Here is a 23394-nt window from a genome sequence, read left to right as displayed (position 1 = left end):
TTGCTTTCCATGGCGTAATAATGCTATAATGAATTGCAAAGAGAAGATTCCAAAGGAGAATTGTATGAGACTGCGTATTAAATTTCGTAAATATGGCTCCGTTCGTTATATCGGACATCTGGATGTAATGCGTTTTTTTCAGAAAGCCATCCGCAGAGCAGAAATTGATGTGGCATATACAAACGGTTTCAGCCCCCATCAGATTATGGCTTTTGCCGCTCCTCTCGGAGTCGGCATTACCAGCAACGGAGAATATATGGATATAGAAGTACATTCCGTCACCTCCTGCCAGGACATAATGGAAAAGCTGAATCAGGCCAGTGTCCCGGGAATCGAAATCATTTCCGTCAAAATACTGCCCGAGACGGCCGGGAACGCCATGGCAAGTGTGGCGGCTGCGGCTTATACAGTGCAATTCCGAAAAGACCGGACGCCCCTGACAGACTTTTCTGAAATTTTACCTGACTTTCTAGCAAAAGAGCATATATGGACTGCCAGGAAGACCAAAAACGGAACCCGGGAGATAGATTTGAAAGCAGGCATTTTTCAGCTTACGTATTCGGATGGGATTTTCAGTATGATTGTGGATGCCTCCAGCGGCGGAAATATCAAGCCGGGACAGGTGATGGAAGCTCTTCTTGCGGAAACCGGTGAAAGCCTGCAGGAAAATGCCCTTATCATTACCAGAGAGGATGTATACACAAAGGTCAGGGATGAAAGCGGAGAGAAGCTGCTGTCTCTTAATGAGATAGGATTTGTCGAAGGAGAACTGTCATGAGCAGGAAAATAGAAGCGAAACCTTCCGTGACGCTCACCGACGAAGAAGCGGCATTGCGGAAGACGGAGAGAGGAAAACTGTTATTTACTTCTTATCAGGGCAGGAGCTGTGCTCTGTTTCTTGAAAAAGACCGGCTTGTGGAAGCTTTCTTTTTTTCAGGTGATGCAGACAAAATCGGAGCAATCTACATTGGAAAGATCAAAAGTCTGGCGAAAAATATGGATGCCTGTTTTGTGGAGATTGCAGGAGGAGAAATCTGCTTTCTTTCTCTGAGAAATGCCACGGCACCTTATCTGGTAAACCGTCGTTTCGACGGCCGGATTCTGGAAGGAGATGAGCTTCTTGTACAGGTGGTACGTGATGCACAGAAGACAAAAAAAGCTTCTGTAACGGCACATCTCTCTCTGTCCAACGAATATTTTGTTCTCTCAACAGGAACCACGAAAGTGGGATATTCTTTAAAGTTAAGCAATGAACGGAAAAATGCCCTGAAAAGGGTTTTTACAGAAATGGCACTCATACAGGACGATTGTCTCATACAGGGCCGGGAGAGCCTGTTATCCATAGCGGAAGAGGAAAAAATGAAGGCAGAAGGGCTTCGGCCGGAAATCATTTCTCTTCCTTCCATAGGGTTGATTATCCGGACCAGAGCGGGAGAAGCGGAGAGTGCGAGAGTGCTGCTGCAACATTTTTTCTCCCTTTCCGCGCAGCTTATCCGATTATTATATGGTGCCATGTACCGGAACTGTTTTACCTGCATGCGGGCGGCAGAGAACAGGTTCAAGGGCATAATAGAACAGTTCTGCTTCGAAGGGGAATCTTCATCCTGCATCTCAAATCTGCCTGTAGAAATTGTCACAGACCGGAAGGAGATGTATGACGAGCTGAAAACATATGAAAGTGAACGGGGAGACAAACTGAATATCCGTTTTTATCAGGATACTTTTCTGTCGCTTTCCAGCCTGTATTCTCTGGAAAAAAAGCTTGAAAATGCGCTTTCCAGCCATGTATGGCTGAAGTCGGGGGGCTTTCTTGTGATAGAGCCCACGGAGGCTTTGACGGTAATTGACGTCAATTCCGGTAAATATGTAGCCGGCAGGGATGCCGATGAGACATTCCGCAAAATTAATCTGGAGGCGGCAGAAGAAGTAGCCCGCCAGCTTCGGCTGCGCAATCTGTCCGGAATCATCATTGTAGACTTCATCAATATGCGCTCCGGTCAATACAGGCAGGAGCTTCTGCACCATATGAAAGAATTGACGGCAAAGGACAGGATATCCACAAGGATTATAGATATAACACCTTTGGGACTGATGGAAATCACACGTAAGAAAATTAACAAACCGCTGCGGGAGCAATTTAAGCTTTGTCCGAGAAAGGAAGATCCTGATGGAATTAATAAAATTTGAAAAGGTAAGAGACGGTAAATACTTAAAAAATTATGAACTTACTTACAGAAACAAAGCCGGTAAGGAAAAGAAATATGAAATGGTAAGCCGCAGGGAACTGACTGATATCGCAGATATCGGCGGAAGGCCCAGCGGTGTATCCATTGTCGCCACATGCGGCGACAGGCTGTTGTTGCTTCATGAATTCAGAATGGGGGTCAACCGGGCCATCTATAATCTATGTGCGGGAATGATTGAGCCCGACGAAAGCATCGAAGAATGTATAGCAAGAGAACTTTACGAAGAAACCGGTCTCAGAGTAAAAGAAATCAGAAAGATTCTGCCGCCTTCCTTTGCAGCCGTGGCCATTTCAGATACTACAACTTATATTGCTTTTGCGGAGGTTGAGGGTAACTTTGAGGACCATACCTCAGAGAACGAACAAATTGACGCCAGATTTTATACCAGGCAGGAAGTAAAAAAGCTTCTGGAGACAGAGCCATTCAGTTCCAGAGCACAAATGGCGGCATACAGCTTTGCGGGAGAGGATTGATCTAACTATTCGCAAAAGACAAGTTTAACGAATAGTTAAGCGTTTTTTGATGGGTTATGTCGCCGCCTGGGACGCTCAACTATTCGTCAAACTTTGTTACATTTTAAAGCTGGCTTTTTATCGCACATTCAACTAAATTCTATCAATTAATTCGCTTTTGTCGCCTGTTCCCCTGTATCAACATTTTCACAGGATTCATCTATGTCCCAGGGCATTTTCCCTTCCTTTTCTCCCTGGTATCCCTGTATGCTCACATTCCGGAATCTTACATTGCGGGCATTGCGCATGTAAATCCGTTCCCTGCTCATGGGTTCCAGATCCTCCATCATTCCCGGATATCCGGGCTCTGCGTCGCGGCACATGCGGATACTGCAGTCTGTCATGCTGACATTTTCCACCGGCATCTCCGGCAGCCCATAGAAAAATCCCGCCGCCGACCGCGCGTCGGTCACCATACAGTTCTGTATCTGAATATTACGGATCACCGGGGTTCCTTCCGTGACTTTATGGGCGAATTTGTCCTTGTAGGTTCCTCCGTTCATGCCGCAGCGATAAAACATGTTGAACACAAAGGGACACAGTACCCTGTCCATTATTACATTGGAGATCAGGATACTTTCCATTGAACCGCCTCTGCCCCGTCTGGTCTTCACCCGGATCCCTCTGTCTGTATCCTGAAATACACAGTTCGTAATGACCACATTGCGAACGCCGCCGCTCATTTCGCTGCCGATTACCACTCCTCCGTGGCCATGGATCATATTGCAGTTTGTGATTGTGATGTTCTCGCAGGGACGTCTGTCCGGCGTCTCCTCTGTTCCTGATTTCAGGGTAATGCAGTCGTCCCCCACATCCACAAGGCAGTCCGCAATACGCACATTGCTGCAGCCATCGGGATTAATGCCGTCCGTGTTGGGAGAATTCCGGGGATTCCGGATGGTGACGCCCCTGATCTCCACATCGTCACAGTATAGCGGATGCAGGGTCCACACAGGAGAGCAGGTCATCTTCACATCAAGCACCTTCACCCTGCAGCAATGCTCAAAGCACACAAGGTAAGGCCGTCCCGCGGGCAGTTTCCCCTGGTTTTTCCACCAGTATTCTCCCTGACCACTCAGGACTCCCTGACCGCATAGAGTCACGTTTTCCGCATTCTTTGCATAGATGCAGGGCATGTATAAGTCGGTGCGCTTTCCCTCATATTCTGTGCTGATCACCCGATATCCTCCACAGTCCTGCTTAAAAAGAAGTTCTGCTCCGGCCTCCAGATGCAGTGTGACATTACTTTTCAGCTCTATGGAATAAGTCTCATACTTTCCGGGTGTCACGGTAAGAGTTCCTCCCCCTTCCCGCTCCAAATGTGCCACTGCCTGCTGAAAGGCTCCCGTCCAGCCCCTTTCCTCATTGTAGTACTCCTCAAATTCTCTGATCTTTATCATCCTGCGCCTCCTGTCCCCTGCTTACTTATAATTTTTCTTCCCCTTCTTCCTTTCCTCAAAAGGCTCTCTGTCTCTATCATTCGATTTCCCTTTGTCTTAAGCTCTTCCTTCTTCCTGCTTACGAAGAAGGCTCTCACGCAAAAGACTCCCAATACCGGAATTTCAGGGCGCTGCTCATCACCTGCGCCGTAATCCAGGAGGGATTCCACACCTGCATGCCTCCCCTGTAATGCTCCAGATATTTCAGAATAGCAGGATAACGCACCTGAAAATAGTTCGTCTGATAATACTGCTCCCCCTGTTCCCCAATTATCGTATACCCCCATTCTCCCTCCTGGGTGGCAATCCCCTGCGTCATGGCGCCGCTGATAACCCGGGCCATCTGTGTCAGTCTCTCGTCCCCTGTCAGCTTCCCGAACCGGTACAACTCATAGGTGGGGAAAAACACATCCAAATGATGATTCTGGACGCTCACTCCAGGCCAGCCTGTGGAACGAAAGCCTTTCTCCGCACAGGGTGTCCCCGGCCGGAATCCTGTATTCCAATGATATACAAAGGTTAGTATCCAGTCCGCCGCAAGCTTTCCCCATTCCCGGAAGCACTCCCTTCCTGTCAGTTCATACAGCTTCGCGGCTGTGACGAAAAAGTACAGTCCCGCTTCCTTATCCTCGCACCGGGCATCCATTGTGGCATGAGCAAACGGAATCTCAAATGTATCCATGTGACAGACCGCATATCTCTCATATTGCATACAGGCGCAGGCAAGATATGCCTCCTCTCTGAAATACTCCGCCGCCGCGGCAAGAGCCAGCACACAGGGCATTCCGCCCGCATTGATCTCATGGCTTTCCGGCTTCCCATCCAGTGTCCAGGCCAGAGGATACAGCCCTTTATCCGTCCGGCCCTCCTCTTTCATCAGAAAGGCACAGGCTCTTCGCACTGTATCCTCCCACTTCGCCGGGATATCAATTCCATGGGCTCGAAGCAGCAACATGACTTCCAGACAGTCGGCAATGCTCTCCCCCTGTATCCTCGAAGACAATGGCGCGGCTTTATCATTCCAGGCGCCTCTGAACTCTCCGGTATCAATCATGTAGTATCCACGCATCAGCCCGGGAATGGTGCCGCTTTCCCCATTTCTCGGGAAGAAGTCCGTCACCTGCATTCCACGCTTCAGGCGGAACTTCTCTTCTGCCTCAAGTCCCAGCATACAGTCACACCAGGCCAGCTTTATAGCCTGCCCGGTCCAGCCATACAGGAAATATTCCGGCCTGCCCGATATATTTCCGAAAGAATTGGCTGAGCCAAAGGTCAGATATCCGGCATATTTCTCATTTTCCACATACCTGCTGTCCAATACCCTGCGTTTATATTCGATCATTTCCTCACAGGAATGGAAAGGTTCCAGCCTGGGTTTCAGAACCCGGTAGCCAAGGTCCGTGAGATTACGGTACCCTCTTCCTTCCTTTTTTCCCACTCCCCAGGCTATGTAAAAGGTCTTTTTTAAAGACTCCCCGGATGCCAGAGTCCGATACCCCTTCATATAGGACAGAGGCGTGCATCTGCCGCCGTAGAACACATCTTTCATTCCGTTGAACATCAGGACGCCGCTTGCCGCCGTGATACGGACCCCATCCTCCTCACGCAGAGCGCCCAGAGACCAGTAGTCCTCATCCTCCCCGGTTTCCACCCGGGGAAGGGAAAGCAACGTCAGAAAAGGATATCCTGTCTTCTTCCGCCACTCCACGTTCACAGCAGGGATGGGAAGCCTGTGCTCTTCCACGATAAGTCCCTTTCCGGGCTCATCGCCGATGTGTGGAACGACCCTTTCCGGGTCTGCGGAAGGATTGTCATTGTATATCATGTGTGGAATGGTCACCTTCTGCTTTGGCTTCCCGCGGACCGGCAGGGAAATCCCACCGGCAAAGCAGGCTAAAGGCTCCTTTCCCATGTTCTCAAAACGTACTCTCAGCCTGAGACAGCCGTATCCTTCCGGCACTTCTTCCGGCTTCACCACCCGAAGCTCTGCCCGTATCTGTCCCGATATCATAACCATCGTTTCCGAAATCCCGTCCCAGGACAGTACCTTCCACTCCTGCTCCTCCAGCTTCCAGGGTCTCCCTGTGCTGTACCAGAGCATCCGGGCCGGTTCCAGTTCGCAAACGGTATTCCTCATCCATGTCAGAGGGATTCTGACGGTCCTCATTACACTTTTCTCTTCCATTTCTCCCCTGCTCCTTTATTTCGACCTGCCTCTGCCTGCCGCTACGACCAGACAAGCTCAAAGCCACAGGTCATTCTCCCGCATTTTCCTGCATGGCATACTTACTTTCCCCCGGCCGCCCGGCAAAACGCGCGGCATAGTCGATGGCGTTCAACAGGCTCAGCTCGCCGGCCGTTCCCTTGCCCGCCTGATCATAGGCTGTCCCGTGATCCACGGAGGTACGGATGATGGGAAGTCCCAAGGTAATGTTGACTCCCTCCACCGTATCCCATTTCCCAGCTTCCTGATTATACACAAAGCCCACCACTTTCAGCGGAATATGCCCCTGATCATGATACATGGCCACCACAATGTCATACATGCCTCCCCTTGCCCTGGAAAAAACCGTATCCGGCGGGACAGGGCCCTCCGCACGGATCCCTTCCCGCATCGCCTGACAGACGGCAGGCACAATCTCATCCAATTCCTCTCTGCCGAAAAGCCCGTTCTCTCCGCAGTGGGGATTCAGCCCTGCCACGCCGATCCTGGGCGTATGGATTCCCATGTCCCTGCAGGCCTGGTCCGCAATCCGGATCACCTCCAGAACACGCTCTTTTTTTACCCGGTCACAGGCTTCTCTTAGAGATACGTGAGTGGACACATGTACCACTCGCAGATTCTGATGAACCAACATCATGGTATAGTGCTTTGTTCCCGTAAAATGGGCATAAATCTCCGTATGTCCTGCGAAATGATGCCCCGCCAGATTCAGGGCCTCCTTGTTCAGAGGATTCGTGACTGTGGCGTCTACCTTTCCTTCCATGGCCAGCCCGATCACCTTCTCCACATATCCAAAGGCAGCATTCCCGCCCATGGAGCTGACCTTTCCAATCTCCAGATGCTCCATGTCCACCAGCTTTTCATTCAGCACATCTGCCATTCCGTATCGGTACTCTCCCTGCGCCGGCTCCCATATCTCCCGGAATCCAGGCACGGATATCTCTCCCCCTGAAACGCGTTCCACCGTCTTCGCCGCCTGTTGCAGCACAGACAGATCTCCCACAATAAGAGGACGGCAGCGCTCATAAACCTCCGGGTGTGCCAGTGCCTTTACCGTGATCTCCGGACCGATTCCCGCCGGATCCCCCATGGTAATTCCTATGATCGGTCTCATCGCATACCTGCCCTTTCATTTTCCTCCAAAACCCGGGAAATTGCCTGGATTCCCTCCTCCGGAAGATGATCGAAGGGCTTTCTGCATTTTCCCACCTCGTATCCTAAAAGTCTCACCGCCGTCTTCACCACTGTGTTGGGATTGCCGTAGCGGAAGCAATTGCGGAAGGAGCGGATTCTGTCCTGACAGCTTCGCGCGTCCTCCAGATTTCCTTCCCTGAATCTACAGTAAATATTTTTCATATTTTCCGGGTACACGTTGGCACAGCCCGCGATCCCTCCCGTGCCTCCTGCCAGCAGGTTCCACAGAATCAGAGAATCGTTCCCGGAGAGCACTGCGAAATCTTTTCCCCGAGTGCCTTCTATGTATTGCAGCATATTGTCAAAATTTCCGCTGGAATCTTTTACGCCGGCAATATTGTCGAGCCCGGACAGTCTCCGGACCGTGTCGGGGGACAGTGCGTTCCCGGTTCTGGCGGGAATATTATACAGTACCACGGGGATCTTCACGGCGGCGGCCACTGCCTTATAATGCTCGAACAGCTCCTCCTGAGACGCCTGGGCGAAGGAAGGCGTAATTACACTGAGCACATCAGCGCCCATATCCTGTGCCCGTTTGGAGAGACGGACTGTATCCGCCGTGCTGATACAGCCGGTCCCCGCATAGACAGGGACTTTTCCCCCGGCCTCCTCTATGGCAATCTCCAGGACTCTCTCCTTCTCTCTTTCGCTGAGGATATACCCCTCTCCGTTGGTGCCGGCGGTAAAGATCCCCTGTACTCCCCCCGCAAGCTGCCGTCTGATCTGTCTGCGCAGCTCCTCTTCATGAATCGATTCGTCTTCTCTCATGGGTGTGATCAGCGGCGTGATAACTCCTTTCACTTTTTCCCGATACATATATTCTCTCCTGTTCTGCAATTACCGTTTCCAGCTCTGCATATTTCCTGTTATGTCGTTTTTTATTTTAGCAGCTTTCGATATACCCCCGCAATCTCCTCTTCGGATAGAGCATGGGGATTCTGATCCAACAGTCTTCTGACTTCCATGGCCTGCTTCGTAAGGAATTCCACTTCCTCTTCCCCGACACCGTATTCCGTCAGATTCTCCGGAATTCTCAGCCGTCTGCACAGCAACTCCACATATTCCACAAAGCGCTCCGGCTTTTCTTCCCGACTCCACTCTGCCTCTGGCAGCATAAGGTCTGCAAGCTGTCTATACTGCTCCCTGCAGTAAGGCAGGTTGACCTTCAGCACCTCCGGAAGCAGAATTGCGTTGCTGACGCCATGGGGAATATGGAACTTTCCCCCAAGGGGATAGGACAGAGCGTGCACAGCTACCGTTCCGGAGGTGGAGAGGCACATCCCCGCAATAAACGAACCCAACAGCATGTTTTCCCTTGCCTCCCGATCAAAGCCGTCCTCACAGGCCCGTTCTATGTTGGCGACAATCAGCGCCGCCGCATAGCCGGAAAGCATCCGGCTGAAGAGATTGGCCTTTTTCGACAGATAGGATTCTATCGCATGACAAAGCGCGTCCATCCCGGTGGAAGCCGTAAGATTCCGGGGAAGTCCCAGGGTAAGCGCCGGATCCAGCACACAATAGGATGCTGTAAACTGCGGTGATACAAGCCCTGCTTTCAGCTCCTGTTCAGGTATCAGAAATATGGCGTTGGGCGTGGCTTCCGCACCCGTTCCCGCGGTAGTGGGCACCATGACTGTGGGCAGAGCCTTCTTCCGGATCAGGGAAGTGTCACAAAATCCACTCTCCGCAAACGTCTCGTTTGTAAGCGCCGCCGCCACTACTTTTGCCATATCCATGATGCTGCCCCCGCCTGCGGCGATCAGCAGATCTCCTCCCTTTTCCAGGACGACGTCATATACACCCCTGATACTGTCCCGGGAAGGCTCGATGGGAAGACCTGTGAGTGTGCCTGCCAGGGAAGCGCCCAGCCTCTCCTGCAGTCCTCTGATTTCGCTGTTCTCCTTCAGGGCGTCATCCAACAGAAGAACCGCTTTCCCTGCGCCTTCCCTGACCAGAATGTCCGGTATCTCCAGAAGGCTTCCAAAGCCCGCATACAGCGCTCCCGGAAATACTGCCTGATATCCCTTTTTATTCATCTCCATATGATTCCTGTCCTTCTTTCTGTTCCATCCTTGTGCGGATATTGATTTTTACCTTTATTCTATCATTATGAGTTAATACCATTCAGCCTGCATAAGGAACCCATTCCCCAGTCGTTATATTTCCAGAAATGTTCCTTGTTCCAGACCGGTCTCCGCCCGCAGGATACCGTCCACAAATACCTGCAGATCCTTCCCCGGCCGATCCGATTTCCCATAAGAAAGAGACAGCTCATGTCCCCGTACCTTCAGCCCATTCAGGCTCCACCGCTTCAGATGGGTGCTCAGAGGTGCGATCCGTATGCCGTTCTCTTCCACATTCACCCCCGCAACAAAGCGGATCACAATATCCAGCCAGAAGGAATGATTGTAATCCGCCTCATCGCTGAGCCGCTCTCCTGTGACAGGATTATAATGTTCCACCAGATACGGCCTGTGGCGGTCACCATCCCGGAAATGCTGTAAAGTATACTCCCCCAGGACTTCGTCAAAATACTCGTCCAGACGATGACCGTCGGCAAGACTTTCCATCCCAAGGGCCTCCAGTGCAATTCCCGTGGTATAGGGCCAGGAGGGACCGCACCAGACACATCCATCCCTGCCCTTAAAATAATTTCCCTTCCAGCCCCCGGCAGGGGAAAAAACCGGACAGTCCTTTGACACGGAAGAAAATCCCGAGCCCGTATGAAATGCCTCCGGGTCTGCCAGCGGCAAAATCCCCGCTCTGTGTTCCGCACCTGTGATTCCGGCCCAGAAGGGATAGATACCCACGATATTTCGCACCATGGCCTTCTCATCTGTCTCATAATGTAAATCATAGAAAAATCCCGTGGCGGGATCCCACATTTTCTCCAGAATATCCGATTTTACCTTCTCCGCTTTCTCAGCGTAGTACTTCTGTTCCTTCCCCTTAAGCACACCCAGGATAGAGGCATATGCATTCAGATTCAGATAATGATATACGCTTCTGTCAACCCGCTTTAAAGGTGTGAAATACTGCCTGTCCTTAGGATTATCGGGATAACGTCCCAGTTCCAGATATCCTTTGAAATACCAGTAACTGGGCTGATATTCCTTCCCTGTCAGTGAATGGGTATGCTCCGTGAGAAGGCCGTCGGCAGGATTGCCGTATACCTTTTCATGTCCGGCAAGATAACGTTCCATGGCGGGCCGCAGCTCTTCCAGAAGCGCTCTGTCCCCGCTTACCAGATAGTAAAGCCATATGGCGTGAATCATATAGTTGGCATAGGATTTCTGTTCTCCCTCCACATAGGCGCTTAAGATCAGGCCGTCCTCATCCTGCGCCGCGAAAGCGGACCGTATGATCTCCCGGGTAAGTCCGTAATCCGGATGCCACTTCAAATCAGTGACCTGCAGAGGTGTGGACAGCGGGATGAGCTTACTGAACTCCCATCCGGCGGGAGACAGGGGCTCCTTTGTCATGCGGTGATCCCTGCCTTCGTACATAACCGTCTCCCGGAACCGCCCCATCCCGGGACGGCTCATGCTGTTCTTCAGAATATACCAGCGATATTTCCAGCAGGCGTTCATCCTGGGGTCGTCACACAAAAATGCCGGCGCCTCCCGATAAAATCTTTCATTTTCGGCGATCATTCGATTCCAACAGGCCTTTCCGTCCTTTTTCGCTTCTCTAACATAGGACAGCGCTCTCCGGGCAAGCACTCCCATGTCTTCTCCGGAGGCCCTGGAGGAATCCGCTCCTTCACTGCACAGGTTACCCACCGCACAGGCCACATAAAACTCTGCGGTCTCTCCCGGCTCCAACACAAAGGATTCCCCGGGCAGGCTCCAGAAAACGGCCATCCCCATACGGATACCAAAGCGCAGGACGCCGCTCTCCCGGTACAGTCCGGCACAGACATTCTCCTCCGGCTCCCCGGCCTCCCGGCCCTTTGCCGCCCTGGAATCCTCTCTGTTCCCGGCAATCCCTCTGCTTTCCGCTTTCGTCCAGATTTCGGAGTCTGCTCCGATACTCGTACCTTTCACAAAACCAGCCGGCTGTGAGCGCAGGACAATCTTCTGTCTTTTGGTGGAGAGGTTTTCCCACTGTATCAGGGAAAAGGCCACATCCCGGGCTGTGATTGTCTTGGATTCCCGGATCCGCATTTCCTCATTTTCCCAGAGCCCTGTATTCTTCACGGGATACCAGGTCATCTCCGGATCCTCCGGAAGGGCCGCCTCTTCCGCCTCCACTGTAAAAAGCTCCGTCACGTTCATCTTGTGGATAAAATCAATACAGCCCTGAAAGCCAGGCACGGGCTTCAGCACATCCACTGCCAGGCGGTCTCCGCAGGGACCGAACAAAAGCGCTCCTTCTCTGGTGCGCAGACACCGCTTCTCATAGTACAGCGCTTCCTCCCTGTCGCCGCTTTTCTGCTTCTCCATCTGTCCCTCTCCATTTCTTTTTACATTCCGTTTACTTTTCCAACAGGGAAAAGTCCTCTGTAAACTTACCGTCCGTAAATATATGCGAAGACTTCACATTGCCTTCCCGATCATACAGAAATGCTTCCCCCGAAGCATGCCGGTTACGGAAGACTGTCCGTGTCCTCACCCTGTCGCCGCCCGGCCAGAAGGTTTCGTACACCTCCACCGGGACGCCGTCCTCCTCGGAGCAGTGAAACCGTTTCCAGGGCGTGCCGTCCGGATGATAACAGGTATTTATCCCTGTTCTTTTGCCCAGGGAATATTCCGACTCCATACAGATCCTGCCGTCCGGATACCAGAATCTCTCCGGCCCGTCCAGCAGAAAACGTCCATCGTCAGCTATTGCGCCATAATAAAGGCATTTCAGGGTGCCGTCCGGGTAATGCTCCCTGTATTCCTTTCTCTCCGTTACCAGTTTCGCGGCGGAAGAGCGCATCAACACTTCGTCTCCCGGATCCTCTGTTTCCTCTGAAAGCAGCCAGGCTTCATTAAAGGTCAGATGCAGCAGAGGCTGTACATTACTGCACACCACATGGATCAGACCGTCCGGGCTCTGTCTCATGACGCTGTAGCCAATGGTAGAGGCACCGCCGAACTCATGGGGCGTCTTCTTCCGCTTCTGCGTCCCCCACAGCTGCCTGAAATGCCAGGTCTCCCCGTCATCCTCCGACCAGGCCACATAGCTTCCCGCCCTGTCTGCATATGCGGCAGGCTTAAGGTTTTTCTTGGTCTGCCAGTCTCCGCACACCACAAGTCTCCCCGACGCAAGCCGCAGGATGCAGGGCCGCTGTCCGGAGTTCATTGCAGGGAAGCAGGTTCTGTATACCTGATAAGAATCTCCCCCGTCCTTCGTTACGGCGGCGGGCATATAACCGTCTATATCCGTATTCTTACCGCCCAGGGCCAATAGACTTCCATCCTTTAATTCTACTGCAGTAGTGTGGCGCCCTGCTGTTTTTCCCTTGGGGTTCTCCCAGGTACAACCGTCCTTTGACCGCCAGAGCACCGACGCAGCCCCCAGATGCTGCACTCCTGTGTCATCTGTCTCCCTGCGGAAATCCGAATCCGAGACTATATAGAAAGTCCCGTCGGAGGTCTCCACGCAACTGTTTACCGGCTGAGAACAGAGATTGTCCACATGATTGGTGAAAAGCGGAAATTTTACCTCGCTCCAGGTCTCCCCGTTATCATGAGATTCTATATATTGGAAAGGATAAGCGTTTTCCAGCCGGGGCCATCCCCAGAAATGATAAATCGTACCGTCTGATCCTGTGTAAAACATGGGAGCATGGTCGTTGACGCCCACCGGATTTAGGAACAGGTCCGGATACTCCCACTGATCCGCTCCCACGCGGAACCTGCATCCCACCAGCCCGGACTGCGCGTCGTATTCATGATAGGTGGAATATACGGAATAGAGCAAATCTCCGTTGGGCGCCGCCGTAAAGCCCGGGGAGTGGTGGTGATGGCGGAAGGAAGAGGAGAATCCAGCCGCATTTATCTCTTCCGCCGTACAGTTGTCCGGCGGAACCGGGAACAGAAACCGTTTCCGGTAGTAGGGTTTCTCACTGCAGGGTCCTGCACACCGGAACTCTTCCGTCTGCTGCCTGACGCCCAGGCTTAAGAAAAGCGGAGCTGTTTTGCCGCAGGGCTTCGGCTCCGGGCCGCAGACCACCCGGAAGCCAATGGGATGTCTTCCGAAAGGATTTTCCGTATCCTCTTTTTTATGTCGGTAATCCGGCGGCAGAGCACAGCGGTACCAGGGATCCGTAGGGTACTGATTATACCTGTCCGGCCTGTCCAGAAAGCCGCCCCGTACACAGCGCAGCATCCCATCCCCGGGCCCCGCAGGATCCTTTTCCTTTTCTTCCCCGTAAGGGGCATAGAAGTCATAACACCATTCCCGAATGTGAGGATCACACATCCTGTCTATGGAAAGCTCCCCGCTGTGCCTGGCCGCGTACTCCCATTGCGCCTCCGTGGGCAGGAAGTATCTTCGCCCTTCCTTTTCCGACAGCCATTTTGTATAGCATTCCGCCTCCCTGTAGCTCACGCTCTGCAGATATCCCATCCACTGGTCCAGGTCGCTTACATCTTCCGTCCCCAGGCATTCTTCCCGAAACACTTTAAACTGCTCCAATGTCACTGGCTCCCTGGCGATATAATAATCCTCTGTGATCTCTACCTCATGGACCGGCAGAGCGTCCGGATTATCCTTCGGATCGCCGCCGCCCATTCGGAAGGTTCCCGCCGTTACTTTTACGAAAGCCATGCCCTGGCTGTTGACAAACTCCATTTCCGCATTTCCTCCCCGAGTTATAATTTGTTGTTCCTGTTTACAGTCGTTTCCGCGAAGGTGTTTTCATGCACTTTTGTCGGAAAAACTATTCCTTCAATGAGCCGATCATCACGCCCTTTACAAAATATTTCTGGATAAAGGGATAGACTAGTAAAATCGGCACCGTGGCTACCATTACCGTGGCATATTTGATGGTAAAGCTCATGGCATAGCTTTGTCCCGAGCCGATACCCACCGTCATATCGTCCACTTCACTGTTCACTATTATATTACGCAGAATCAGCTGCAAAGGATAGAGCTTTCTGTCCGCCAGGTAGAGGTTGGCGGTGAACCAGGAGTTCCAGTGTCCCACTGCGTAGTATAGCCCGATTACCGCCATGGTGGGCAGGGACAGAGGCAGGATCAGCTTAAACAGGATCACCCAGTCATTGGCTCCGTCTATCATGGCAGATTCCTCTAAGCTGGCCGGAATGGACTGGAACGCCGTCCGCATGATGATCATGTTGAAGGTGGAAATCGCTCCGGGGATCATCAGGGACCAGAGCGTGTTATACATCCCTAAATTCTGTACCAGCACATACTTGGGGATCATTCCGCCGCTGATGAACATGGTAATCATGATCAGGAGCATGACCGGCTTCTTCAGAAGCGGGCCTTTTCTGGACAGGAAATAAGCTCCCATGCTGGTGAATATCACGTTGATCGTTGTACCCACGACCACGATAAACAGGGTGTTCCGATACCCCGTGAGGATATTGGGATTATTCAGAACAGCTTTGTAAGAATCCAGGCTAAGGGAAATGGGGTGCAGCAGCACGCCCTTGTAGGTCATGAATTTCGTCGCGTCGCTCAGAGAGGCGAACAACACATACAGAAAAGGGTATATGGTGATCACCGCCAGAAAGATCATGAACGCCCCGTTTAAAATAGAAAACGCGTAATCCGAAGGTTTCTTCTTATAAAAGTTCATATGTCGCCCCTTTCTACCACAGGCTGGTCTCGTTCACCCTGCGGCTGATCTTGTTCGCCGTCGTTATCAGTATGATATTGATGATGGAGTTGAAGAGATCCACCGCCGTACTGAAGCCGTAGTCGGCGTCCAAAATACCCTTCCTGTATACGAAGGTGGAAATGACGTCCGCCGTCTCATAGGTGAGGGGGGAATAGAGCAGCAGGATTTTCTCTCCTCCCACGCTCATCAGACCACCGATTTTCAGAATAAGCTGAATCACAATTACGGGCATGATTCCGGGCAGAGTAATATGCCACATCCTCTTAAATCGTCCCGCGCCGTCCACGTAAGCCGCCTCGTACTGCTCCTGATCCACGCCGGCCAGCGCGGAAAAATAGATGATGCTTCCCCAGCCAAAGCTGGTCCACACGTCGCTGGCCAGGTAGATCGGCAGGAAGCTCGAGTTACTCAGCAGCAGATCAGTTCTCTGATGTCCGAAGAACTCCATGATAATATTGAACAGACCGTCCTTCGCTGAGAAAGTTACCAACAGACCGCAGATGACAACCGAAGAAATGAAATGCGGCAGATAGGTAATGGTCTGGATAGATCTCTGGAAGAGCTTGCTCCGCACCTCGTTCAGCAGCAAAGCAAATATGATGGGAAAGGGGAAAGTCACTGCCATCTGCAGGATACTGATCTTCAGTGTGTTCCTGATCAGACGTCCGAAGTAAATGCTTTCGAAGAACTTCAGGAAATTGTCAAATCCCACAAAAGGGCTGCCCCATATTCCCTTCGTGAGCTTGTAGTTCCGGAAGGCGATCTGGATTCCGTAGATGGGAACATAGTGGAAAATCACGTACCACAGCACCACAGGCAGCGCAAAGAACAGATACAGCCATTTATATCGTATTAAATCCTTCTTCAGCATCGCAAGGGTTATCTTCCTCTTCTTTTCCTTTTCTTTTTTTCTTATCTTCATTGATTCCTCCTGCATATAAGTTTGAAAGTTCCTTTCAAATATTGATAGGTATGCGCGCCGAAGCGTGCCAGGGGTATAAAGATGAAAACCGATTTTATATAATATGGTTCCTTTTGTCTCAGGTCTCAGCAAAAGGAACCATAACCTTCAAATACAATGCCTGTTCAGCTGTTTATTACTGTCTGCTGTTGAATCTGTCCACCGCGGCCTGCTGGATCTCCAGGGCTTTGCCGATATTCATCTTCTCAATGTTGTCCGTGAAGCTGTCCCATTCGTCCAGGCTCATCTCATTCCTGATAAACTTCAGGGTACACTCACTCACATAAGTCTTGACATCCGCCATAATGTCGGAGAATTCATCATTTTCCTCCGCGGTCAACACGACGCCAGGCATGCCGGTACCATATTCCTCCTTCTGAGGTCCCCAGTTCGCCTGGATCTCCTTCTGGTAATCCTCCACTAAGTTCATCTGCTCATAGAAGCGGATGTCGCGGATGCAGGGGTAGTTGATGGAACCTACCATCCACCTGCACAGATTTTCTTCCACGTTCCATGCGTCGTTGGTAGTCTTCACTTCTTCTCTGATGGTAGGATATCCGTCCACCATGTCATAGCTCTCGCCCTCGATACCGAAGGTGGCGTTGAGGCTTCCTGCATAGGAGTAAGCGTAGTCTAACCATGCCAAAGCGATTTCAGGATACTCGCACTGGGTAGATATGGCCGTCATTCTTCCGCCGCCGCCGCTTCTGCCCATGCCTACCTGCTGTCCGTCGGGACCGGTGGGCCATGCCATGGAGACGTAATTGTAGGAATCATCTGTCTGCTTCAGCAGATCATGAGCCGCGATCACGCCGGAGTTCATGGCGTCGATAGTGAAGCCGCCCTGATCCTGCAGGATCAGATTAAATGCATCCTCATTGATGGGGAAATCGGAATTGATCAGACCTTCCGTATACAGCTTGTTCATGAAGGTCACAAAGTCCTTGTAATAATCCGTGAGAGGTCCGTACACCACTGTGTCCCCGTCCATGATGAAGCTGTTGCCTGTGCCGAAGCACTGAGCCAGGGTATACATGGTCTCGCCAAGGCGCTTGTCGCCGCCTGCGATGACGTAGGGAATCTCATCATCAGGATCTCCGTTGCCGTTACAGTCGTTCTCCTTGAAAGCCACCAATACTTCATACAGCTCGTCAATGGTAGTGGGCATTTCCAACCCCAGTTTATCCAGCCAGTCCTTTCTGATCTGAGGGCCGGAGATATAGGTCTTCTCAAACTTCAAAGTCTCCCAGTTGCCCAGCTGACATCCCAGGGAAAAAATGGTTCCGTCATCCAGACGGTTCGCCAGATCCATGTCCGGGTTATTCTTCATCCATGCCCAATAGTTGGGCGCGTACTGAGGTATCATCTCTGTCAGGTCTAAGATGACACCGTCCTCGATCAGAGCTGACGGGCCTCCCGCCACGCCCATCAACGGATAGTTGATCAGATCGGGATACTGCTTGCTGCTGATCATGGTCGCGAAGGCTTCCTCACTGCAGTTATGGTTCCACTCGATATGTACGTTGGTCAGCTCCTCTAATCGCTTCAGGAACTCCACGTCCGCATAGGTATCCATAGTCGCCGCCATGGCATCATTCTGGCGAATGAGATAGGTGAGGGTAATGGGCTCCTCCAGCGGGAAAATATCGCTCAACCCAGCGGTCCTGGGATCAAAATCCTCCGGCACCGCCGGTGTCTCCTCTGTGGCACTGCTCTGAGAATCTTCCGACACTTCCGATGTCTTCTCCGCGGACTGATCCGACGAACCGGTCTCACCACTTCCCTGCTGTTCCGCCCCCACGTTTCCACATCCGGTCAAAAGACCTGACAGAAGAGTCGCACACAGTAAAGCTGATACAATCTTTTTCTTCATGTTCTTCCTCCAATCTTCTTAATAAGTAAATATGATTTATATGATATCCATAGAATATCCCGTTTCAGATGGGGCTTACGCCGGTTCCTCCTTCAGCAGAATGGCTGCCAGATCCGCCAAAAGGCTTTCCTCCCCGAAACTGCCGGATTTCGACAGCAGACCGGCATGTCTGCCATCCCTGACAAACTCCGAATACACTACCTCCTGCAGAAGCTCTCCTTTGGGAATCAGTTCCTCTACCTTCAGGCTCCGCATCACCCCTGCCAGAGTGTCTCCCCCCGTAACCATTAAAGCCACACTCTCCGTATCCTGCATCAGAGCGCATGTCACCGTGCCGAGACAGTCGGCAATTCGCCTTCTGACTGTCTCCTTTTCCAGGCCGGCCCTTTCCGCATAATCCGTAATGTCATGCTCTCCAAACAGTCTGCCGGCATCCAACAGAATCTTTTGACTTTCACGACACTTTTCTTTCCACATTTCCAAAAGCATACATCCTTCTTCCCTCTCCCAGTACCTTTCTCTCAAATGTTCCTCCGAAAGTTCTAACCTTTCGAATCCCGACCGCAGCGCAAAATCCGTTTGCCGTTCTGCCATAGGGTGGATACTTCCAATCACTGCTAAAAACTTATCCTTTTTCTCCAGCTTGAGCCCCTCTTCAGGTTCGTACCGGATCGTGCGGCAAAGTGCTTCCGCAAATCCCGCACAGCCTGCCATCAATGTGACTCCTCCATCCTCCCAGCCTGCCACCCGGCCTGCAATCCTGTCCAATTCCTTTTCATCGGATGCATCATACAGCCGGATTCTCTTCTCGCCGTCTTCCGCGATACTCTGGCTGCCATCCCTCTCCACCGGAATCCGACTCTGTTCATGTATAATGTCCGGAATATAGGAGTATTTCACCGGTTCGTACAGATCCGCCCCGAAGGAGCTCTCCGCCACCGGCACCCCGTCCACATAATGAACCCCCTGCCGCGTGATCCTTCCCTTCTTCGGATAGGCCGGCACATAGTGCAGCAGCCCTCCGTCCAAACCGTCCAGCACTCCCTGAAGCTCGTAACCGATATTCCCACGAAGCCCGGAATCCGTCTTTTTGTAGATACAGTTCACGCCATCCCTGCAGGCATCCTTCACGATATCCTTCACCGTCTTATATGCCTTTGGCCCTTCCATGCCTCTGGTCTCCGTGTCCAAAATCAGCACCTGACCCTCATCGATTTTTCCGTTCTGCCATTTGCGCCGGTTTACCATCACCCGGGATGTGATGCCCCTCAAAGCAAACTGCACTCCGGTATCCAGACCACCGGTCAGATCATCCGCTATCACCAATAATTTCAATCTGCTCTCCATTCATCAGCCTGATGTTCAAAATATGAACATACCCTTTTCTCTGCGTTATTTGTTTATAGTTTATTTATACTATGTTTATAATATAAACCATATTTTTCTTTATGAAAAGAGTTTTTTGTAAATTATGTGTACAAATATTGTACATAATGATTGATTTTCCTGATATCTGTGATAAAATACGGAAATAGAAGCTGTAGCAGAAGGGAGAAATTCATGAACTCACGGAAAACAAATATTTTGGGAATTGTACCTTATGAAGCCATGAAGCCCGCCCTGGAATCTCTGGCGGAAAACAGAGATGACCTGTCTCTGGATGTTTATGTGGGCGACCTGTCGAAAGGCGTTGAGATTGTAAAAAGCCTTCATATGGAAGATTATGACATCATCATCTCCAGAGGCGGCACTTCCCGGCTTATCGAACAGAATACCACGATACCTGTAGTGGAAATCAATATTTCCGTATATGACATTCTGCACACTATCCGGCTGGCGGACAATTATCGGGGCAAATACGCCATCGTTGGCTTCCCCAGCATTACCACCAGTGCGAGACTTTTATGTGATCTGCTGCAGTATGATATTCCCATCCACACCATACACAGCTCACGGGAAGCTGAGAATTTGCTGGCAGAGCTGAAGAAAGAAGGCTTCCGGCTTGTACTTTGCGATGTGGTTACCAGCAGCATTGCCAGGTCTCTTGAGATAAACGCTATTCTGATTACCTCAGGAATGGAAAGCCTTCAGGAAGCCCTGAACCGCGCCGTGAAAACCCATGGAACATTTCGACATATGGAGGAAAGACAACTCTTTTTGGACAGCCTGTTACAGCACTCTTCCATGCAGACTGCTGTCTTCACCCCGGCAGGGGAGCTGTGTTACAGCTCCTCCGGTCTGCAGCTCAACACGGAGCTGCTTTCTCTGCTGTCCCAGGAGATTCCCGCAGCCGCAGCCGGCACAGACTACAAATGCTTCAAGCTCTGTGGAGGCATTCTCTATGCCGTGGAAAGTCGAAAATTTCAGACCGGCGAGAAGCAGTATGTGGCATTCTACCTTGCCGACAGCCACTCATCCCTTTTGAAAACCAGACATGGAGTCTCCTACCTGAATCTGAAGGATGCGGAAAAGTCCATGTTCAACAGCTTCTACGGTGTCGTCTCCCTGTCCGAAGGCCTGTGCGGATGCATCTCCTCCTATGCCCAAAACCGTTATCCCATCATGATTTTGGGTGAGAGCGGAACCCGGAAAAAATACGCCGCGGAAGTACTCTATTCCCAAAGCACCATGAAGACACATCCTTTCATCGTCATAGACTGCGTCAGACTTAGCGGCAAAGAATGGAATTTCCTGATCAGTCACTATAATTCTCCTCTGAATGACCGGGGGAATACACTGTTTTTCGATCATCTTGACAGTCTTCCGGAGGAGAAGCTGCAAAAGCTTCTGTCCACCATCATCGAACAGGAACTGCACAAAACCAACAAAATCCTTTTCTCCTGCACCACAACGGAGAAAAGCGGAATTGCCCCTCTGATCCTGGAGTTTATCCATGATCTGTCCTGCCTGATCCTGAATATGCCTCCTCTCAGGGATAATATGGAAGATATCCCCTCTTTTTCCAGCCTGTATCTAAACTCCCTGAACATCGAGCTCTCCAAACAGATTGCAGGCTTCCGGCCGGACGCCATGGAGCTTTTACAGCAATATCCCTGGCCTCACAACTACACGCAATTCAAACGGGTTCTCAAGGAACTGGCAGTGCTTGCCACCACACCTTACATACAGGCCCACGAGGTAAATCGTCTTCTGGAGGCAGAACGCTGCTTCAACGTTCCGGGACAGAATACCGACTCCGGAAGCGGAAGTCTTCCGGAGGGCTCTCTGGAAGATATCATCAGGGAGGCTATCCACAGAACCGTCAGGGAAACAGGCGGCAACCAAAGTGCGGCGGCAAAGAAGCTGCAGATCAGCCGCACTACTCTATGGAAATATCTGAAGGAATAGACTATAATCCTGCCGAGTTCTGCTGAGATAAGAAGTTCAGGCCGCCCAAACGGGCGGCCTGAACTGAAAAAATATCTTCAACTGATTTAGCATGTGTTATAAAATTCTCTGCCTGGAATCTTTGTCAGCCTTCCGGAGTATTCTCCTGCGGCTGCTTTTTCACATTCTGCGTGGTCGCCACTTTGCCTGCCAGGAATCCGGACAGAACAGCCTGCAGATCCACGCCGGTTGATTCCTTTAGACCGTCCGTAATCTGTACCACAGTTCCCATGACATCCTTCATCAGCTTAGAAGAATTTCCATCTCCGTACATGGTAATCTTATCCACATTTGCAAGGGGTTCGGCGGCATTCTTAACCACTTCAGGCAAAGCTTTAAAGTACATTTCCAGTACAGCGGCCTCGCCCATTTTAGCCATAGCTTCCGCTTTTTTCTCGATACCTTCCGCCTCGGCAACCGCTTTGGCTCGAATGGCCTCCGCCTCGGCCAGTCCCCTTGTCCGGATACCGTCGGCCTCCTGCTCCATGGTATAGCGCTTTGCCTCGGCCTGTGCCTTCATGGCCTCGGCTTCCTTCTCAGTCTCGAATTTCTTTGCTTCGGCTTCGCGCTGACGTTCATATAAGCCTGCGTCGGCCTGCTGCTGTTTGGCGAATCTGTCTGCCTCAGCCTTTTTCTTAACCTGTGCGTCCAGAGACTGCTCCATGACTTCAGCCTCGCGCTGTTTCAGCTGAATTTCCTTTTCCTGTTTTGCAATATTTGCATTTGCCGTGGTGATTTCAACGGTTTTACGCTGCTCTTCCTCCTGGATACGGTAAGCGGCATCCGCTTCCGCCTGCTTGATATCGGCTTCTCTCTTGAGCTCAGCCTTACGAATTGCCAGTTCATTTTGCTTTTTGGCAATCTCGGATGCTGCGTTCACCTCGGCTTCGTTGGCCTCCCGTTTGGCGCTGGCCTGCGCTTTTGCGATTTCCTTTTCGCTTTCCGCGCGGGATATGGCGGCGTTTTTCTGAATCTTCACGATGTTATCCACACCCAGGTTCTCAATGACACCGTTGCCGTCCACAAAATTCTGAACATTAAAGCTGATAATGTCAAGTCCCATAGCCGCCAGATCCGGTTCTGCATTCTCTTTCACCAGTACGGCAAATTTCTGACGGTCAGAAACCATTTCCTCCAGAGCCATTTTCCCCACGATCTCACGGACATTACCCTCCAGAACTTCTCTGGCCACTCTGCCGATATACTCGGCATTCTTGTTCAGGAAGTTCTGAGCCGCCAGCTTCAGCCGCTCTTCATTGTCACTGATTTTGACATTTACTGTTGCGTCCACATTAATATTTATGTAGTCTGCTGTAGGAACGGCATTTGAAGTCTTTACATCAATGGGAATCAACTGCAGATTCAGTTCATCCTTCCTCTCAAAAAAAGGAATTTTAACGCCGGCCTTTCCAATCAGTACTTTGGGATTCTTTCTCAGTCCGGAGATGATCATTGCGGTGTCCGGCGGCGCCTTCACATATCCCGTCACAAATATCAGCAGGAGAAACAGAAGAAACACGCCTCCCACAATTCCCAAAAGCGGAACCGTCCCTGCACCTGTAACGGCACTGACTTCAAAGAGCTGTAATCCCAATAATGCTTTCATCATACCTTTTACCCCCAATCGCTTGTTGGTAGTGTCAAATCCTACCTAATTTTTTGTTACTCAAACCTTGATTTTATGGGAGTTTGCAAATAAAAGAGCATTGACCTCCCTTTTTATGGTATAATGTCAATCGCCAAACCAACATTCCGAAAGG

Annotated in this window: 16 protein-coding genes; 4 read left to right on the top strand and 12 right to left on the bottom strand. The window is 51.2% G+C overall.

All coding sequences use genetic code 11. The features are described 5' to 3' along the window. Window positions 1-64: 64 nt before the first annotated feature. From NSB25_RS21135 to NSB25_RS21125, 3 genes are read left to right on the top strand one after another with little or no spacing between them, the layout of a single operon-like run. Complete coding sequence (locus NSB25_RS21135) at window positions 65-778, top strand: TIGR03936 family radical SAM-associated protein (RefSeq protein WP_103241543.1); 714 nt, start codon at window positions 65-67, stop codon at window positions 776-778. Next, the gene (locus NSB25_RS21130) at window positions 775-2187 is read left to right on the top strand and encodes a ribonuclease E/G (protein WP_103241544.1); all 1413 of its coding nucleotides are present in this window, start codon (window positions 775-777) and stop codon (window positions 2185-2187) included. The genes NSB25_RS21135 and NSB25_RS21130 overlap by 4 nt, the downstream gene beginning before the upstream one ends. Then, window positions 2168-2719, top strand: coding sequence for an NUDIX hydrolase (locus NSB25_RS21125; protein ID WP_103241545.1), 552 nt, complete (start codon window positions 2168-2170; stop codon window positions 2717-2719). Before NSB25_RS21130 ends, NSB25_RS21125 begins: the two co-directional genes overlap by 20 nt. 146 nt (window positions 2720-2865) lie before the next feature. On the opposite strand, the gene NSB25_RS21120 is transcribed toward NSB25_RS21125, so the two are convergent. The 11 genes from NSB25_RS21120 to NSB25_RS21070 all read right to left on the bottom strand — a co-directional run bounded on the left by NSB25_RS21120 (window position 2866) and on the right by NSB25_RS21070 (window position 19582). Next, window positions 2866-4158, bottom strand: coding sequence for a glycoside hydrolase family 28 protein (locus NSB25_RS21120; protein WP_103241546.1), 1293 nt, complete (start codon window positions 4156-4158; stop codon window positions 2866-2868). A gap of 133 nt (window positions 4159-4291) precedes the next feature. Next, window positions 4292-6382, bottom strand: coding sequence for a hypothetical protein (locus NSB25_RS21115; protein WP_103241547.1), 2091 nt, complete (start codon window positions 6380-6382; stop codon window positions 4292-4294). A gap of 70 nt (window positions 6383-6452) precedes the next feature. Then, window positions 6453-7511 (bottom strand): 4-hydroxythreonine-4-phosphate dehydrogenase PdxA, encoded by a 1059-nt coding sequence (gene pdxA / locus NSB25_RS21110; protein ID WP_103241562.1) that lies wholly within the window; start codon window positions 7509-7511, stop codon window positions 6453-6455. Window positions 7512-7531: 20 nt separating this feature from the next. Next, window positions 7532-8431, bottom strand: coding sequence for a 4-hydroxy-tetrahydrodipicolinate synthase (gene dapA / locus NSB25_RS21105; RefSeq protein WP_103241548.1), 900 nt, complete (start codon window positions 8429-8431; stop codon window positions 7532-7534). Window positions 8432-8493: 62 nt separating this feature from the next. Beyond that, a complete protein-coding gene (locus NSB25_RS21100; RefSeq protein ID WP_103241549.1) occupies window positions 8494-9657 on the bottom strand; it encodes an iron-containing alcohol dehydrogenase in 1164 nt (387 codons plus the stop codon). A 114-nt stretch (window positions 9658-9771) separates the two neighbouring features. Next, complete coding sequence (locus NSB25_RS21095) at window positions 9772-12060, bottom strand: MGH1-like glycoside hydrolase domain-containing protein (protein WP_103241550.1); 2289 nt, start codon at window positions 12058-12060, stop codon at window positions 9772-9774. 31 nt (window positions 12061-12091) lie between these two features. Beyond that, the gene (locus NSB25_RS21090) at window positions 12092-14398 is read right to left on the bottom strand and encodes an SUMF1/EgtB/PvdO family nonheme iron enzyme (protein WP_103241551.1); all 2307 of its coding nucleotides are present in this window, start codon (window positions 14396-14398) and stop codon (window positions 12092-12094) included. Window positions 14399-14486: 88 nt separating this feature from the next. Then, window positions 14487-15371, bottom strand: coding sequence for a carbohydrate ABC transporter permease (locus NSB25_RS21085; RefSeq protein ID WP_103241552.1), 885 nt, complete (start codon window positions 15369-15371; stop codon window positions 14487-14489). 13 nt (window positions 15372-15384) lie between these two features. Then, a complete protein-coding gene (locus NSB25_RS21080) occupies window positions 15385-16335 on the bottom strand; it encodes an ABC transporter permease (protein WP_103241563.1) in 951 nt (316 codons plus the stop codon). 175 nt (window positions 16336-16510) lie between these two features. Further along, window positions 16511-18247: an extracellular solute-binding protein gene (locus NSB25_RS21075; RefSeq protein ID WP_103241553.1), complete on the bottom strand. Its 1737-nt coding sequence runs from the start codon at window positions 18245-18247 to the stop codon at window positions 16511-16513. 75 nt (window positions 18248-18322) lie between these two features. Then, on the bottom strand, window positions 18323-19582 hold the full coding sequence (locus NSB25_RS21070) for a four-carbon acid sugar kinase family protein (RefSeq protein ID WP_172455235.1): 1260 nt from the start codon (window positions 19580-19582) through the stop codon (window positions 18323-18325). A gap of 225 nt (window positions 19583-19807) precedes the next feature. On the opposite strand from NSB25_RS21070, the gene NSB25_RS21065 reads away from it, so the two are divergent. Beyond that, window positions 19808-21595, top strand: coding sequence for a sigma-54-dependent transcriptional regulator (locus NSB25_RS21065; protein ID WP_103241555.1), 1788 nt, complete (start codon window positions 19808-19810; stop codon window positions 21593-21595). A gap of 124 nt (window positions 21596-21719) precedes the next feature. On the opposite strand, the gene NSB25_RS21060 is transcribed toward NSB25_RS21065, so the two are convergent. Next, on the bottom strand, window positions 21720-23240 hold the full coding sequence (locus tag NSB25_RS21060; RefSeq protein WP_103241564.1) for an SPFH domain-containing protein: 1521 nt from the start codon (window positions 23238-23240) through the stop codon (window positions 21720-21722). Between the last annotated feature and the right edge of the window lie 154 nt (window positions 23241-23394).

Origin of the sequence: Acetatifactor muris (assembly GCF_024623325.1) — a bacterium.
GTDB lineage: Bacteria > Bacillota > Clostridia > Lachnospirales > Lachnospiraceae > Acetatifactor > Acetatifactor muris.
This window is presented reverse-complemented; position numbering and strand designations above follow the sequence as displayed.

What these genes read in the sequence shown, in the direction of transcription:
- NSB25_RS21100 (WP_103241549.1), bottom strand. Translation starts at nt 9,657, where the DNA reads ATGGAGATGAATAAAAAGGGATATCAGGCAGTATTTCCGGGAGCGCTG.
- NSB25_RS21130 (WP_103241544.1), top strand. Translation starts at nt 775, where the DNA reads ATGAGCAGGAAAATAGAAGCGAAACCTTCCGTGACGCTCACCGACGAA.
- pdxA (WP_103241562.1), bottom strand. Translation starts at nt 7,511, where the DNA reads ATGGGGGATCCGGCGGGAATCGGTCCGGAGATCACGGTAAAGGCACTG.
- NSB25_RS21085 (WP_103241552.1), bottom strand. Translation starts at nt 15,371, where the DNA reads ATGAACTTTTATAAGAAGAAACCTTCGGATTACGCGTTTTCTATTTTA.
- NSB25_RS21120 (WP_103241546.1), bottom strand. Translation starts at nt 4,158, where the DNA reads ATGATAAAGATCAGAGAATTTGAGGAGTACTACAATGAGGAAAGGGGC.
- NSB25_RS21075 (WP_103241553.1), bottom strand. Translation starts at nt 18,247, where the DNA reads ATGAAGAAAAAGATTGTATCAGCTTTACTGTGTGCGACTCTTCTGTCA.
- NSB25_RS21125 (WP_103241545.1), top strand. Translation starts at nt 2,168, where the DNA reads ATGGAATTAATAAAATTTGAAAAGGTAAGAGACGGTAAATACTTAAAA.
- NSB25_RS21065 (WP_103241555.1), top strand. Translation starts at nt 19,808, where the DNA reads ATGAACTCACGGAAAACAAATATTTTGGGAATTGTACCTTATGAAGCC.
- NSB25_RS21090 (WP_103241551.1), bottom strand. Translation starts at nt 14,398, where the DNA reads ATGGAGTTTGTCAACAGCCAGGGCATGGCTTTCGTAAAAGTAACGGCG.
- NSB25_RS21135 (WP_103241543.1), top strand. Translation starts at nt 65, where the DNA reads ATGAGACTGCGTATTAAATTTCGTAAATATGGCTCCGTTCGTTATATC.
- NSB25_RS21095 (WP_103241550.1), bottom strand. Translation starts at nt 12,060, where the DNA reads ATGGAGAAGCAGAAAAGCGGCGACAGGGAGGAAGCGCTGTACTATGAG.
- NSB25_RS21115 (WP_103241547.1), bottom strand. Translation starts at nt 6,382, where the DNA reads ATGGAAGAGAAAAGTGTAATGAGGACCGTCAGAATCCCTCTGACATGG.
- NSB25_RS21060 (WP_103241564.1), bottom strand. Translation starts at nt 23,240, where the DNA reads ATGAAAGCATTATTGGGATTACAGCTCTTTGAAGTCAGTGCCGTTACA.
- dapA (WP_103241548.1), bottom strand. Translation starts at nt 8,431, where the DNA reads ATGTATCGGGAAAAAGTGAAAGGAGTTATCACGCCGCTGATCACACCC.
- NSB25_RS21080 (WP_103241563.1), bottom strand. Translation starts at nt 16,335, where the DNA reads ATGAAGATAAGAAAAAAAGAAAAGGAAAAGAAGAGGAAGATAACCCTT.